This window comes from Okeania sp. SIO2B3, from assembly GCF_010672525.1.
Classification (GTDB): Bacteria; Cyanobacteriota; Cyanobacteriia; order Cyanobacteriales; family Microcoleaceae; genus Okeania.
Window position 1 is genome coordinate 135,097 of the sequence record NZ_JAAHGH010000001.1, and the last position, 14,249, is coordinate 149,345.

The window sequence follows — 14,249 nt, forward strand, 5'->3', positions numbered from 1 at the left end:
ATCAGTTGACTTTTGTTATCTTCTATCAACTTCTCAAATAGACTAACTAACTTTAATTTATTATGGAAAATATTACCATTCCAGTTGACTCTGAAATAGCCAAAGCGTACCGAGAAGCAGAACCGGAAAAACAGCAAAATGTGCTTCTTGTTTTTAACCTTATTCTTAAAGAACTTTTCAAAGATGCAAGTTTTGAAGAAATTGTTCAGCAAATTCGTCAAGAAGCGGACGAAAATGGTTTAACACCTGAAATCTTAGAAGAATTATTACAAGATTAGTAGATTACGAATTATTTTAGATACTAATATCTTAATCAGTTGACTTTTGTTATCTTCTATCAACTTCTCAAATAGACTAACTAACTTTAATTTATTATGGAAAATATTACCATTCCAGTTGACTCTGAAATAGCCAAAGCGTACCGAGAAGCAGAACCGGAAAAACAGCAAAATGTGCTTCTTGTTTTTAACCTTATTCTTAAAGAACTTTTCAAAGATGCAAGTTTTGAAGAAATTGTCCAGCAAATTCGTCAAGAAGCGGACGAAAATGGTTTAACACCTGAAATTTTAGAAGAATTATTACAAGATGAGTAGATTACGAATTATTTTAGATACTAATATCTGAATCAGTTGACTTTTGTTATCTTCATCAACTCCTCAAATAGATTAACTAACTTTAATTTATCATGGAAAATATTACCATTCAAGTTGACCCTGAAACTGCCAAAGCTTACCGAGAAGCAGAAGCAGAAAAACAGCAAAAAATCCAAATTTTTCTTAACCTAATGCTGAAAAAAGCGATTAGCCAAAAACCACTCTTAGATATCATGGAAGAAGCGAGTCAACAAGCAATTGCTAATGGAATGACACCAGAGATTTTAGAATCAATTCTTAATGATGAAAACTAAGCGTATCTTCAATAATTGATAATTGATAATGGATAATTGATAATTACCTCTCCCTAAAACGGATAGGATTGAATAAAAGGAAAATTTTTTCTTGTTTCCCCTTGAAAGGGGAGGCTTTAAACCTAAATTATTTAATTATTTAATTATTAATTATTCGGTAATTGATACAAACATAATTGTAAGTGCATTAATATTCTCTAAATCGACCACAATGCAAGCCTTTAGAGAAGCGAAAGAAAACGGATTAATCTTAATTTCTGCTGAAATTTTATCAGAATTAATTGATGTACTCAGTCGTCAAAAATTTGACCGCTATCTATCAAGAGAAATTCGTGAATATTTTTTAGCTAATTTAACCAAAGAAACAGAATTAATAGCTATTACCGAAACAATTGATATTTGTCGAGACCCTAAAGATAATAAATTTTTAGAATTAGCTGTTTCTGGAAATGCTACTCATATTATCACAGGAGACAAAGACTTATTAGAATTGCATCCTTTTCGAGATATTTTGATTGTTACACCAAGTCAATTTTTAAGTAGTTTATCTTGAAACAAAATACCAAAAACATGAAAGAATAATTTGAATCCTTAGAGTTTATGGGTATACAAAAATATGATACTTATTGACAAATAACCTCCTGTTTAGCATCAAAAAACAATTTAATTATTATGATTATTTTTATTTTCATCCAGATGCTCCTCAACCTTCAAATCTTTTAGCGATAATTCAGGAACTTCTGATGTAGGAATTGTGAGATTAAATTGAAAGACAATTTTATCTTGTTCCAGATTAATATTCGTGATATTTACAATGCTTTGTTCCGGTAATAAACTTTTAACTGGCACTTGTTCTAACTTAGATTTATAACCATAATCATCAAGCCATTCATAAATTTTTCGCCAATTTTCTACTTTTTCAACCTTGTCTAGAAGAGATTTAACATATTTATAAATCGTTGCACATAAATCTGACTCTACACCTCTAGGAATTTTACCTAAATATTCCGCAATTTCCGAAGGACTGAAGCCACATAATAATCCTCTTAAATGAGCCTTTTCAATAGGAGTGAGATGTTTTCCTTTTGCAGAAGCTAGATCGGCATAAAGACTTTCTAAGTCCCATTCTTGAGCAGCTTGACTGAAGATTTTATCAATTTGGGCTATTAATTGGATGTAATAGTTTGCTAACATAATTCTAACATTATTTCTAACGTTACTCAGTAGACGATTAGAAGTTGGTTAATGTATTATTGTTACTGTAAAAAAACTTGACAAATAAGACAAAAAGGGGAAATCTATGCCAATAGGTAATGTAGCTGACTTTGCAGTTAATCAAGAACCACGTTGTCCGGTTGTTTTATTGTTAGATAACTCATATTCCATGTCTGGTCAACCTATTCAGCAGTTAAATCAAGGTGTTGCTGTTTTTAAGCAATCTGTGGAACAGGATGCACTAGCCAAACTGAGAGTAGAGGTAGCGATTGTTTCATTTGGTCCGGTTGTAATGCGTCAGGATTTTATCACTATCGATCAGTTTATTCCACCCCAGCTAGATGCTGAAGATTTAACTCCAATGGGAGAAGCGATTGAATATGCTTTGGACTTGCTAGAAAATCGCAAAGTAGATTATCAAAATAATGGCATTCAATACTATCGACCTTGGGTTTTCTTAATTACAGATGGCGGACCTAATGATGATTGGCGAAATGCAGCACAAAGAGTTAGACAAGGTGAGAATGATAAGAAATTTTCCTTTTTTGCAGTAGGTGTTGAAGATGCAGATATGGGGATTTTGAGTCAAATAGCCCCTCAAAGTCGCCCACCATTACTACTGAATGGTCTTGATTTTCAATCTATGTTCTTGTGGCTCAGTCAATCAATTAAACAGGTATCTCATAGTCAACCGGGAGCAACAACAATGGTACAAACTTCACCTCCGGGATGGGGTCAAGTACCAACTTAATTTTAGTGAGGATATTTCATGCCTTGGAAAGCGATCGCTTGCTCTGAAATAGGTACAAGTCATCAAAAGTCAGGGTTGCCTTGTCAAGACTACACTAAATTTATCAGACTTAACAATGCTGGACAAATTTCTGATAATGGTGACTTTTTTATTGGTGCTGTGTCGGATGGTGCTGGTAGCTGCAAATATTCTGATATTGGTTCAAAGTTAGCAGTTACAACAGCTCTGAAACATTTAACAGCTTGGCTGAAGTGGTTGAAAGATCACCAGAAAGATCCATCACCAGAAATATTAAAAGAATCTGCGAAGAAAGCTTTTGCGCAAACGTTAGGAAAAGTCATAGAAGCTTTTAATGGAAAAGCAGAGGAGAATACTTGTTCCCCAAAAGATTTTTCCTGTACTTTATTGGTCGTTGTTACTGCTCCTGATTGGTTGGCAGCTATGCAAATAGGGGATGGTTTTATTGTTACTAGACAACCTGAATCAGAATATCAGTTATTGTTTCATCCCAGTAAAGGAGAATATGCCAGTGAAACAACTTTTGTTACTGCTTCCAATGCTTTAGAAGAAATGCAAGTCAAGACATTATTTGGTAAGCAACAATTTATCTGTGCTGCTAGTGATGGATTAGAAAGAATAGCAATTAATATGAAATCTTTGGAACCACACCCGCCTTTTTTTGAGATGTTTGAAAAAGCACTGGAAATCAGAGATGAGAAGGAGGAAAAACTTTCGACGAAAGAGTGGTTAAAATCAAAAGATGTGAACAACAGAACTGATGATGATAAAACTATATTAGTATGTTGGTATGAAGATTTTGAACCAGGAGAAAATCCTTCTTATCCTAGAATCGGAGAAAAATATAATACAGAATTGACAGTTTTTGCTGTCAATGTTTTATCAGGAATTTTCTGGAACTCACTTTACCACGATTTATTTGTACAAATTGAATTTAATAATTCTATTTTTAGATGGATTATTTCTATCAATATAGTTGTTGTATTAACTGCAATTATAATTTTGGTTAACTTGTATATATATAAACCACTCAAGTCTTCTAAATCTCAATACCAAAAAGTAAAAGCGTTGATAATTTCTTCTGCTGGTTTAGGCTTAGGAGGACTATTTTATTACTCAATCTATCTGTATATTTTGTATTTATCCAAACTATAATTATCTATCACTATACCTAAATAATTATGCCTATGTACTTTGATAGTCAGGGTAAATCTATCTCTTTAGTCAAAGAAATAGCTAAGGGAGGTGAAGGAGCTGTCTGGACAACTAATCGTAGTGGATATTTAGGAAAAATTTATTACAAACCAACTTCACAGCAAGTAGAAAAACTCAAATTAATGCTTGCTCACCCTCCAAAAAATCCCACTGCTAGTCAAAATCATACTGCGATTAGTTGGCCTATAGATTTAATTATAGACAGTCAAAAAAATTGTGTAGGCTTCTTGATGCTAGAGATTAGCAATGCAAAAGAAATGATTAATATCTACCATCCCAAATTGCGTTGTCAAGAAGCTCCTAAATTTAACTGGTATTGCCTACATATTATTGCCCTAAATTTTGTTTCTATTCTCAAAGAAATTCATGCTAGAAATTATGTTATTGGTGATATTAGTGCCAAAAATATTCTAGTTAATGACCGGAGTTTAGTTTCCTTAATTGATACTGATTCTTTTCAGGTTAAAGACTCTAAAACAGGAAAAGTCTATCGTTGTTCAGTGGGTTCAGAAGGTTTTATTCCCCCTGAATTAGTAGGCAAAAATTTATCTCAATTCACACAAACACGATATAACGATCGCTTTCGACTCGCCGTAATAATTTATTATTTATTATTTGGTTATCATCCCTTTACAGGAAAATGGACAGGTTCAGGAGACCCCCCAGGACAAAATGAATCAATTAGTAAAGGTTATTGGCCTTATGGTATTAATAGTCTCCTGATACCTAGCCCAAATACAATTCCTCTAAAAGCTGCACATCCAACACTAGAAAAATTATTTCTTAAATGTTTTAATGACGGTCATAAAAAGCCATCTTTTCGCCCATCACCTGAAGATTGGTTTCAAGCTTTACAAGTAGCAATTAATGGTTTAGAAGTTTGTAGTAAAAATAGAAATCATATCTATAGTAAACATTATGGTCAGTGTTATTGGTGCGAGCGAGCCAACAATTTAAACGTTGATGTTTTCCCATCTGTTCAACAGCCAATTCACCCTAAACGTATACTTATCAAAAAATCATCCTCTTCTTATCAAGCAAACAAGTCTACTCAAAATACTCAAAAATCATCCTCTTCTTATCAAGCAAACAAATCTACTCAAAATACTCAAAAATCATCTTCTTCTTTTCAAGCAAACAAATCTACTCAAAATACTCAAAAATCATCCTCTTCTGTTGGAAAAAATATGTCTGTAACTCCATGGAAAACTATAGTCACAATTTCTACAATTATTAGTACAGCTTTAGCTGGTTTATCTTTCCTCCAATATCAAGAAAGAAATCAAATAATTAAGCAAATTGAGCGACTAAGAGAGCAAAATAAACTTCCCTCTGGAAAATGGAACTTATCATCTTATTCTCTGGAATTAGAATTAGAAAATTTTGGCAATATTATTGAAGGAGAAAAACCTTTAATTTACTTTGATATAGATGACTTAATTAAGGAGATGCGAAAAAAAACTACATCTCTAGACGAGAATATTGAAAATTTGCAAGCCAAAGTCAAAAACTTAGAAGAAGAAAAAGAAGAGTTAAAAGATAAAAATAATTCTTTGCAAAACCGTATCAATCGCATCAATAATAATTATCGGCAAAACCGCAACAATGAATCTAAAGAATATACTACTTATATAAATTTTTGTAATAAAACTTCTCATGATAAAATATACGCTGCATTCACTTACTGGAATGAAAATGAATTTCTATCAGAAGGTTGGTATCGTGTTGAATCAGAAAAATGTAGAAAAATTACTGTCGCTCAAAACTACAGGGATAACGTCTATGTCTACGGAATGTATAACCGGGGTGAACATGAATGGGGAAAGGGAAAAGACTCTTTTTGTATAAATTCAGTTGACAAGTTTACAATTTCTAAAAGTGATAAAGTAAGTTGTAATGATAGTAATCAAAAAAGAGTAAGTATGAGTAAATTTTCCGTTTCACCAGGTACGAATACTTGGAGTTTTTACTGATAAATAGGATGAAAAAACTCAAGTTAATTGTATTTATAGGAGAAGCTAATAGCTGACTGCTGAATGCTTACGAATTACCCACCAACTTATCCCGCAAATACTTAATTCTATCCCGCAATTTAGCCGCCTCTTCAAATTCCAATTTTTTCGCCGCTTCTTTCATCTGATTTTCTAACTTTTTAATCCACTCCGGCAACTCCTCCAAAGACAACTCATCCACCTGTTCATAAACCTCTTCCAACTGTTGAGCATTTAAACGGCGCGACACATCCAAAAACGCCAAAATTGCATTACTTTGTTTCTTAACAATAGGCTTCGGTGTAATATTATTCATCTTATTATATGCCAACTGAATTCCTCGTCTTCTTTCAGTTTCATCAATAGCTTTAATCATACTATCTGTTAAATTATCAGCATATAAAATAGCCTGACCCCGGACATGACGCGCCGCCCTCCCAATAGTCTGAATTAAAGAACGTTCCGCTCGTAAAAATCCCTCCTTATCCGCATCTAAAATAGCTACTAAAGAAACCTCCGGCAAATCCAAACCTTCCCGTAATAAATTCACCCCAATCAAAACATCAAACTCTCCCTCTCTCAACCCCTGTAAAATCTCAATTCTCTGAATAGAATTAATCTCCGAATGCAAATAACGAACCCTCACATTTTGCTCCTGCAAATATTCAGTCAAATCTTCAGCCATCCGCTTAGTTAAAGTTGTAATTAAAACTCTCTCTTCCCGCTTAACTCTTTCTCTAATTTCACCCAATAAATCGTCAACCTGACCCTCAGTCGGACGCACAAAAATTTCCGGGTCAACAACACCAGTCGGACGAATAATTTGCTCAACAATTCTATCCTCAGACTTTTCTATTTCCCAATTTCCAGGAGTAGCAGAAACCAAAATACATTGATTAACCTTTTGCCAAAATTCATCAGATTTTAAAGGTCTATTATCTGCCGCACTAGGCAAACGAAATCCATGCTCAATTAAAACTCTTTTCCTAGCTTGGTCGCCATTATACATTCCCCGAATTTGTGGAACAGTCACATGAGATTCATCAATAACTAATAACCAATCTTCCGGAAAATAATCAATCAAACATTCCGGAGGTTCCCCTGCTTTTCTACCTGCTAAATGCCGAGAATAATTTTCCACCCCATTACAATATCCCACTTCCCGCAGCATTTCTAAATCATATCTACAACGCTGTTCCAAACGTTGAGCTTCTAACAACTTTCCTGCCTTTTCTAATTCCTCTAATTGCTCATCTAATTCTGTTTCAATATCATTACAAGCTGCTTCCAATCTTTCTTCAGGAGTAACAAAGTGACGTGCCGGATAAACATTTAAAGACTCTAAACTTTGGAGAATCTTTCCAGTTACAGGGTCAATATAACGAATAGCATCTATTTCATCCCCAAAAAATTCTACCCGAATAACTCTATCCTCATAAGCAGGTCCGATTTCCAAAACATCGCCCTTAACTCTAAACTTTCCTCGACCTAAATCTAAATCATTTCTGCTGTATTGAACTGTCGCTAAATCTCTCAAAATTTGTCGTTGATTAACTTCTTCTCCCACCTGCAAAGAAATAGCAGCCTTTAAATATTCAGCAGGCATTCCCAAACCATAAATACAACTAATAGAAGCCACAACAATCACATCTCGACGTTCAAAAAGAGACCGAGTTGCCGAGTGACGCAACATATCAATTTCATCATTAATAGAAGCAGTCTTTTCTATATATGTATCCGTCACCGGAATATAAGCTTCCGGTTGATAATAATCGTAATAACTAACAAAATACTCAACCGCATTATTAGGAAAAAAATCGCGCAACTCATTACACAATTGAGCCGCTAAAGTTTTATTATGAGCCAAAACTAACGTCGGTCTACCTACTTTTTCAATAACAGAAGCTATAGAAAAAGTCTTACCCGTACCTGTAGCTCCTAGTAAAGTTTGAAAATCATGTCCAGTCTGAATATTAGAAGTTAATTGAGCGATCGCTTGAGGTTGGTCACCAGTAGGTTGAAAAGGAGCTTGCAAACAAAAATTTCCCATAATAATTTTAGTAGTATTTATGTTATTGCAGAAGGAAGAAGGAAGAAGAAAGAAGGAAGAAGAAAAAATCTTACGTTGTCTGAGTTTTAAGCTGTCGATACTGTCCTAATCTTTTCTTAGATAGCTTTCATTCTCAATTGTATATTTTAATTTCAAAGTTAGGATTAATATCACTATATTCGGCAAACTTATCCAACCCTAAAAAAACTAGGTAAAAATCGCAGTGCATTTTTGATTGACAACTATATTTTATAATAGAATCTCCAGAAAAGAGGGAGTAGGAAGTAGGAGGAAGAATTGATAATTTATGTACAATAATTAATTTTATTTTTGATTATTGCAGATGTCTGTTGTATATTTTAATTTCAAAGTTAAGATTAATACCACTATATTCAGCAAAGTTATCCAACCTAAAAAATCTTGGTAAATATCATAGTGCATTTTTGATTAACAACTATAGTGTTTTATCTGGGATATGGAGACCAAGTGCTATGAAAAAAGGAATAGGGAATACGGAATAGTAAAGAAATGGGATGGTGCGTTACGCTCCGCTAACACACCCTACTGGACTCCTGTACTTCTTCTTTTTGACTTCTTACTTTCAACTTTTGACTTTCTTTTGACTTTTGAATTTTAAAATCAGGGTTCCTCGTGGTAAACGCTACACAAAAAAGACCAGCAAAATATCTAGATCCAGCTATTGCTTTATTACTTCCTCCGTCCCTGCAAAAATTGGCTAAACTACTCTATCGTACTTATCTGGAAACTCATCCTGACCTACTTAGACCTCCCTTTGGTGTCGCTATTAGTCCCGTCAGTTACAGAGCTAGTCTGATATTCTCCCATCAGCCAATTTTATTACCAGGTGAACTTTTCGTCCCTGTAGACCTAATTGAATCAAAAATTTATTAACCGAATCCAAATATAGAATTATATCATGTCCGAATAATTAACTATAAAACACAGTTCCGCTGACGCATTAACGTTTAACCGAATCCAAATATATAATTATATCATGTCCGAATAATTAACGATAGAACACAGTTCCGCTGACGCATTAACCTTTGCGCCCTTCATAACCTTAGCGCAGCTTCGACCCAGGAAATAGGAAAGTTGTGCGCCAGCAAACAAAAAACTTTCTCTTTCTTATTCTTTCTTCCCTCCTGCCTCCTGCCTCCTGCCTTCTGCCTCCTGACTCCTTTAACGAAACTGTTCAACCAAATATGGACCTACTTCGAATATGGCCTCTTACCCTAATTGTATTTGCCCTTGGTGCATCCATTGGCAGCTTTCTCAACGTCGTCATTTATCGCATACCTTCTAAATTATCCATACTCTTCCCCCCCTCTCACTGCCCCCGTTGCCAAAGTAAATTAAAACCTTGGGAAAATATCCCAATATTTGCTTGGTTATGGTTAGGCGGACGTTGTGGCCATTGCCACAGCCCAATTTCTATCCGCTATCCCTTAGTAGAAATCATTACAAGTTTCTTATTTTTGCTCGTTTTCTGGAAATTTGGAACTACAATTCCCACCTTAGGTTATTGGACTTTTTTCAGTTGGCTGCTAGCTCTGTCTATGATTGACTTAGACACCATGACTTTACCCAATCCTCTTACACAATCTGGATTAGTCTTGGGTTTAGGCTTCCAGTTACTTACCATATTAGAGACAAATATTCAAGAAAATAATCTAATCAATTTTTTAATGGTTGGTATTATCGGCGCAGTAGTTGGTTTATGGTTATTTGACTTAATCTCTATATTCGGTTCCATAGCTTTCGGACAAACAGTTATGGGTGGAGGGGATGCCAAACTAGCAGCAATGATCGGAGCTTGGCTAGGTTGGAAATATTTACTATTAACTTGTTTTCTCGCCTGTACTATGGGAGCATTTATAGGTGGAGGAGCGATCGCTCTAGGTTGGCTAGACCGAAAGCAACCAATGCCATTCGGGCCTTTTTTAGCAATTGGAGCTGGTTTGACTGTTATCTGGGGTGATGATATATTATCAACTTACTTCAATCTATTTTTCCCTGGATTCTCATCCTGATTTTTCTGGATGAAGCATATTAATCAGGATATCTAAAGTATAGATACTTAGGGCTAAAACTTTTCTAAGCAGATAAAAACTAAGTATAATAACCCGAATTTAAAACCAATTTTTTTAAACTATGACATAATTTTTTTGAATCAAAACGCTCTTAGTTTATTTTCTGTTCGCTGATAGTCATAGCTCTATATTCTATACTTAATTACCTGAATAGGATAAAAGCACAACGCTTTAGCAAAAATTTAATCACTTAATAATTAATTCTAAATTATTTTAATGTCTCTATTTGATTGGTTTGCAAATCGTCAAAAGTCAGTCCAGAACTCTCAACAGAGACCTGAACGAGAAATTGCTGATGGACTGTGGATCAAATGTGAAGCTTGTGGTGCTTTAACTTATACCAAAGACCTCCAAGCTAATCAAATGGTTTGTCTCGAATGTGGATACCACATGAAAATATCCAGCAATGAGCGAATTGAGCATTTGCTAGATAGTAACACATGGATGACAATTAACGAAAAAGTTAGAGGGACAGACCCTTTGAAATTCCGCGATCGCAAAGCATACAGCGATCGTCTCGAAGAATATCAAAGAAAAACAGGACTTTTAGATGCCGTACAAACAGGTATCGGCAACATCGAAGCTGAACCCGTAGCTTTGGGAGTGATGGACTTCCAATTTATGGGAGGAAGTATGGGGTCAGTTGTTGGAGAAAAACTGACTAGATTAATAGAACAAGCTACTAAAGAGCGCTTACCTGTAATAATTATTTGTTCTTCTGGTGGGGCCAGAATGCAAGAGGGAATGTTGAGCCTGATGCAAATGGCCAAAATATCCGGTGCTTTAGAACGTCATCGAGAAGAGAAACTGCTATATATTCCAGTTTTAACTCATCCAACTACAGGTGGGGTGACAGCAAGTTTTGCCATGCTTGGAGATATTATTATCGCTGAACCAAAGGCAACAATAGGCTTTGCTGGACGACGAGTTATCGAACAAACAGTCCGTGAAAAGCTACCTGAAAACTTTCAGACCTCCGAATATCTATTGGCACATGGTTTCATAGACATAATAGTACCTCGTACTCAGTTAAAGAAAACTCTGGCTCAGTTAATTCGCCTTCATAAAACTCATCCTGCTGCTCCTACTTCTACTGAATCATTAGAAACAGGGCCACACTGCCATTTACCCTTTCAGCCAGAACAACATAATTCCATGACAAATGACAACATAATTCAAACCATGCCTCAGAATTAGATTCTGAGTGCTTCCAGGAATTTTTTTTAAATTATTTATAAATTGAAAAAATCTTATGGGTTTCGCAGATATATCAATCCAGGAAATAGCAGAAGACTTTAATGTCCATGTAGATGAAGTACTTCGTCTTTGTGACCAAAAGGGAATCTCTTATAAGCACCCTCAGACTCGTTTGGCCTTAGAGGATGCTAAAGCAATCATGTCTCATTTATTAGCCCAAGAACAAAAATCTAATTCTTAATAAAAGTTGTTAAATACTTGACTAATTGACACGATGCCACTGATAAATAAAAATTAGATCAAATTATTGTGCCAATTGCAGTGTGATTATTGACTGCGATTTGAATGTAGCAATAAATATCAAAAATAGGGCGGTAGGGCATTCCGTTCTTAAAGCTCGTGGAGTCCGACGGGGTACCGGGACTGGGAAACGAGAAGCCCATGTCATACCTTAAGGTTGGCGTGGGAGTATGTCACTTGATTAACTTGCCAGTTTTAAGGAGAAGAATGTTGAAAAAATTTTTCATTGCTGTAGTTGCCATTGTATTTCTGACGTTTCAAACGTTCGTTAACATTGCCACAGCAGCCGAATTAACAGATAATGTCCGGACTCTACCTCTGAATGAGGAAGGTAAAGAAGTTGTACTTAAGATTAAGGAATACGCCAGAGGCAAACAGGTATTTAATAATGTTTGTTCTCAGTGTCATGTGGGAGGAATAACCAAAACTAATCCTGATATTGGCCTTGGTCCAGAAGCTTTAGCTTTAGCCTATCCATCACGAGATAACATAGAAGGTCTCATAGACTACATGATAAATCCTACTACCTATGATGGGGAGGTTGAGATATTTGAATTTCACCCCAGCAAAAAGAGTGCCGATATTTATCCAGAAATGAGAAATCTCACAGAGGATGATTTATACGGGGTCGCTGGTTATATTCTCGTACAGCCTAAAGTTTTAGGCAAAGGATGGGGCGGCGGTAAAATCTTCCGTTAAAATTCCTTTTTCTTTGAAATATTGACTGATGATTTTAGATTATTGGTTTTTTGATGGGAGACAAAAAAAATTAGTTTTTTCTTCATTAAACCCTAATCTAAAATCAATTATTTATTATTCTAGATTTGTACTTAATTAAAGTAATAAAAATAGTATGTTGAATAAATCATTACTGATTCGTTTTCTACTAGCTATATTAATTATTATTCAAGTAATAATTTTTGATACTCAATCAGCCGAAGCTGCTGTAGATTCCTATGTAAAAAGATATTTAGACGCTAAACAACCAGTAGAAATTAAACTGAATGAACAAGGTGAAACAAAGAAATTTTCTGCTGAAGATTTATCTACAGGCAAACAGATTTTTGCCAAAAATTGCCTTAACTGTCATGTAGGAGGAGCAAATTTAGTAAACCCTCCAATATCTCTATCCCTCAAAAGCTTAGAAGGAGCAACACCACCACGAGATAACATTAATAATTTAGTTGCTTTCTTCAGAGACCCTATGATATATGACGGTAGTGATTATACTTATTTTTGTCGTCAAGTTACCAAAAACTGGATGTCACAAGCCGAAGTCGAACAGATGGGCGCATTTATTTTGAGAGCTGCACAAAAAGCTCCTGCTTGGGGAGCAGAAGGGGTTGAACAAAATTGACATCGTTCTAGAAAACTTCAGACTAATATCCTTAACTGACAAATAAAAAAACACCCTCCTTAATAACTATTGATACTTGAGAAGTTCTCGAAAGAGTAGTGTATGGATTTCAATTCAAATAATTGTAACTACTTTTAACTTCTATCTAAAAAGTTTCCATAAAATTAAAATATATAGAAGTAGCAAAGAAGAACATAGTGGTATAGACATGACTATTATTAGCGAACAAGTTGCAAAACAGGAAAAATAACCGTGGTTCCACTAAACGACGAAAACCCTACTAGCAAAACAGCCTTTGTAGTATACGGCTTAATTGTAACTAATGTCCTATTATTTTTGTACGAAATTAGTTTGTCAGATATTCAACTTAGGCAATTCTTTTATTCTTGGGCTGTAGTTCCTTGTCAACTCAGCAATACTTGTTCAGTGCCACTACCAACTTCCCCACTTCCTGAATGGCTAACTCTATTCAGTTCTCAGTTTCTACATGGGGGATGGTTACATTTGGGTGGAAATATGCTATTCCTCTGGATTTTTGGCAATAATGTAGAAGACTGTTTAGGTCATGTGAAATTTTTAATTTTTTATCTCGCTTGCGGTGTACTAGCATCTTTATCCCAGTGGTTTTTCTCATCCGGTTCAGCTATTCCCACCTTGGGTGCAAGTGGAGCGATCGCCGGTGTAATGGGAGCATATATCCTCAGATATCCCAAAGCTAAGGTTCTCACATTATTACCTCTGGGATTTTTTATTACCACCGTTCGTATTCCAGCATTCTTTTTCCTAGGTTTTTGGTTTTTGCAGCAAGCATTTTATAGTGTTGCTAGTCTGAATACACCAGCCAATATTGGTATGGAAGCAGGTGGTATAGCTTATTGGGCTCATGCTGGAGGCTTTGTCTTTGGAGCTATTCTTGGTCCTCTGTTTGGATTATTTTCCTCGCCAGACATAAATACTTAGGGTTTGCTGAAAAAATTGGTTGTGGGGGTAGGACACGGGGACGTACCAGACGCGGAGACAGGTCGATTTGTAGGGGAACAGGCAACGGTTTCGGCCATTTTATGTGAAGAAATTTTCTTGAATTTCAGCAGAAAAATTCAGTAAATTGATGCCAATAACAGCCATAAACGTAGGAGA

16 protein-coding genes are annotated in these 14,249 nt (G+C 35.3%); 14 read left to right on the top strand and 2 right to left on the bottom strand.

What is annotated here, in order from left to right:
* The first annotated feature begins 62 nt into the window (after positions 1 to 62).
* The 4 genes from F6K15_RS00475 to F6K15_RS00490 all read left to right on the top strand — a co-directional run bounded on the left by F6K15_RS00475 (position 63) and on the right by F6K15_RS00490 (position 1,460).
* Positions 63 to 278, top strand: coding sequence for a hypothetical protein (locus F6K15_RS00475; RefSeq protein ID WP_293055704.1), 216 nt, complete (start codon positions 63 to 65; stop codon positions 276 to 278).
* A gap of 96 nt (positions 279 to 374) precedes the next feature.
* On the top strand, positions 375 to 593 hold the full coding sequence (locus F6K15_RS00480) for a hypothetical protein (protein ID WP_293055707.1): 219 nt from the start codon (positions 375 to 377) through the stop codon (positions 591 to 593).
* A 92-nt stretch (positions 594 to 685) separates the two neighbouring features.
* Positions 686 to 907 carry a hypothetical protein gene (locus F6K15_RS00485; RefSeq protein WP_293055710.1) on the top strand — a complete coding sequence of 74 codons (222 nt, stop codon included), beginning with the start codon at positions 686 to 688 and terminating at the stop codon, positions 905 to 907.
* 160 nt (positions 908 to 1,067) lie between these two features.
* Positions 1,068 to 1,460: a putative toxin-antitoxin system toxin component, PIN family gene (locus F6K15_RS00490; protein ID WP_363267069.1), complete on the top strand. Its 393-nt coding sequence runs from the start codon at positions 1,068 to 1,070 to the stop codon at positions 1,458 to 1,460.
* A 110-nt stretch (positions 1,461 to 1,570) separates the two neighbouring features.
* Here the strand turns inward: F6K15_RS00490 and F6K15_RS00495 are convergent, their stop codons facing one another.
* Positions 1,571 to 2,101: a helix-turn-helix domain-containing protein gene (locus F6K15_RS00495; RefSeq protein ID WP_293055716.1), complete on the bottom strand. Its 531-nt coding sequence runs from the start codon at positions 2,099 to 2,101 to the stop codon at positions 1,571 to 1,573.
* 106 nt (positions 2,102 to 2,207) lie between these two features.
* On the opposite strand from F6K15_RS00495, the gene F6K15_RS00500 reads away from it, so the two are divergent.
* Genes F6K15_RS00500 through F6K15_RS00510 form a run of 3 tightly spaced genes read left to right on the top strand, consistent with a single transcriptional unit; the run spans position 2,208 to position 6,079 of the window.
* On the top strand, positions 2,208 to 2,873 hold the full coding sequence (locus tag F6K15_RS00500) for a VWA domain-containing protein (protein ID WP_293055719.1): 666 nt from the start codon (positions 2,208 to 2,210) through the stop codon (positions 2,871 to 2,873).
* 18 nt (positions 2,874 to 2,891) lie between these two features.
* Entirely contained in the window at positions 2,892 to 4,046 is a 1,155-nt protein-coding gene (locus F6K15_RS00505; protein WP_293055722.1) for a PP2C family serine/threonine-protein phosphatase, read from the top strand.
* A 26-nt stretch (positions 4,047 to 4,072) separates the two neighbouring features.
* A complete protein-coding gene (locus F6K15_RS00510; protein WP_293055725.1) occupies positions 4,073 to 6,079 on the top strand; it encodes a DUF1036 domain-containing protein in 2,007 nt (668 codons plus the stop codon).
* 67 nt (positions 6,080 to 6,146) lie between these two features.
* Here the strand turns inward: F6K15_RS00510 and uvrB are convergent, their stop codons facing one another.
* On the bottom strand, positions 6,147 to 8,147 hold the full coding sequence (uvrB, locus tag F6K15_RS00515; protein WP_293055727.1) for an excinuclease ABC subunit UvrB: 2,001 nt from the start codon (positions 8,145 to 8,147) through the stop codon (positions 6,147 to 6,149).
* A gap of 651 nt (positions 8,148 to 8,798) precedes the next feature.
* On the opposite strand from uvrB, the gene F6K15_RS00520 reads away from it, so the two are divergent.
* The 7 genes from F6K15_RS00520 to F6K15_RS00550 all read left to right on the top strand — a co-directional run bounded on the left by F6K15_RS00520 (position 8,799) and on the right by F6K15_RS00550 (position 14,072).
* Positions 8,799 to 9,059, top strand: a complete 261-nt coding sequence (locus tag F6K15_RS00520) for a hypothetical protein (RefSeq protein ID WP_293055730.1) — start codon at positions 8,799 to 8,801, stop codon at positions 9,057 to 9,059.
* A 311-nt stretch (positions 9,060 to 9,370) separates the two neighbouring features.
* Positions 9,371 to 10,198 (top strand): A24 family peptidase, encoded by an 828-nt coding sequence (locus F6K15_RS00525; RefSeq protein WP_293055733.1) that lies wholly within the window; start codon positions 9,371 to 9,373, stop codon positions 10,196 to 10,198.
* Between the two features lie 276 nt (positions 10,199 to 10,474).
* Positions 10,475 to 11,455, top strand: coding sequence for an acetyl-CoA carboxylase, carboxyltransferase subunit beta (gene accD / locus F6K15_RS00530; RefSeq protein WP_293055736.1), 981 nt, complete (start codon positions 10,475 to 10,477; stop codon positions 11,453 to 11,455).
* A gap of 55 nt (positions 11,456 to 11,510) precedes the next feature.
* A complete protein-coding gene (locus F6K15_RS00535) occupies positions 11,511 to 11,696 on the top strand; it encodes a translation initiation factor IF-2 N-terminal domain-containing protein (RefSeq protein ID WP_293055739.1) in 186 nt (61 codons plus the stop codon).
* Positions 11,697 to 11,962: 266 nt separating this feature from the next.
* Positions 11,963 to 12,454 carry a photosystem II cytochrome c-550 gene (psbV, locus tag F6K15_RS00540; protein ID WP_293056132.1) on the top strand — a complete coding sequence of 164 codons (492 nt, stop codon included), beginning with the start codon at positions 11,963 to 11,965 and terminating at the stop codon, positions 12,452 to 12,454.
* Positions 12,455 to 12,608: 154 nt separating this feature from the next.
* Positions 12,609 to 13,112, top strand: a complete 504-nt coding sequence (psbV2, locus tag F6K15_RS00545) for a photosystem II cytochrome PsbV2 (protein ID WP_293055742.1) — start codon at positions 12,609 to 12,611, stop codon at positions 13,110 to 13,112.
* A gap of 252 nt (positions 13,113 to 13,364) precedes the next feature.
* Positions 13,365 to 14,072 carry a rhomboid family intramembrane serine protease gene (locus F6K15_RS00550; RefSeq protein ID WP_293055745.1) on the top strand — a complete coding sequence of 236 codons (708 nt, stop codon included), beginning with the start codon at positions 13,365 to 13,367 and terminating at the stop codon, positions 14,070 to 14,072.
* The last annotated feature ends 177 nt before the right edge of the window (positions 14,073 to 14,249 follow it).

Coding starts and splice junctions, on each gene's coding strand:
- F6K15_RS00475 (WP_293055704.1), top strand. CDS start 63: ATGGAAAATATTACCATTCCAGTTGACTCTGAAATAGCCAAAGCGTAC.
- F6K15_RS00480 (WP_293055707.1), top strand. CDS start 375: ATGGAAAATATTACCATTCCAGTTGACTCTGAAATAGCCAAAGCGTAC.
- F6K15_RS00485 (WP_293055710.1), top strand. CDS start 686: ATGGAAAATATTACCATTCAAGTTGACCCTGAAACTGCCAAAGCTTAC.
- F6K15_RS00495 (WP_293055716.1), bottom strand. CDS start 2,101: ATGTTAGCAAACTATTACATCCAATTAATAGCCCAAATTGATAAAATC.
- F6K15_RS00500 (WP_293055719.1), top strand. CDS start 2,208: ATGCCAATAGGTAATGTAGCTGACTTTGCAGTTAATCAAGAACCACGT.
- F6K15_RS00505 (WP_293055722.1), top strand. CDS start 2,892: ATGCCTTGGAAAGCGATCGCTTGCTCTGAAATAGGTACAAGTCATCAA.
- F6K15_RS00510 (WP_293055725.1), top strand. CDS start 4,073: ATGCCTATGTACTTTGATAGTCAGGGTAAATCTATCTCTTTAGTCAAA.
- uvrB (WP_293055727.1), bottom strand. CDS start 8,147: ATGGGAAATTTTTGTTTGCAAGCTCCTTTTCAACCTACTGGTGACCAA.
- F6K15_RS00525 (WP_293055733.1), top strand. CDS start 9,371: ATGGACCTACTTCGAATATGGCCTCTTACCCTAATTGTATTTGCCCTT.
- accD (WP_293055736.1), top strand. CDS start 10,475: ATGTCTCTATTTGATTGGTTTGCAAATCGTCAAAAGTCAGTCCAGAAC.
- F6K15_RS00535 (WP_293055739.1), top strand. CDS start 11,511: ATGGGTTTCGCAGATATATCAATCCAGGAAATAGCAGAAGACTTTAAT.
- psbV (WP_293056132.1), top strand. CDS start 11,963: ATGTTGAAAAAATTTTTCATTGCTGTAGTTGCCATTGTATTTCTGACG.
- psbV2 (WP_293055742.1), top strand. CDS start 12,609: ATGTTGAATAAATCATTACTGATTCGTTTTCTACTAGCTATATTAATT.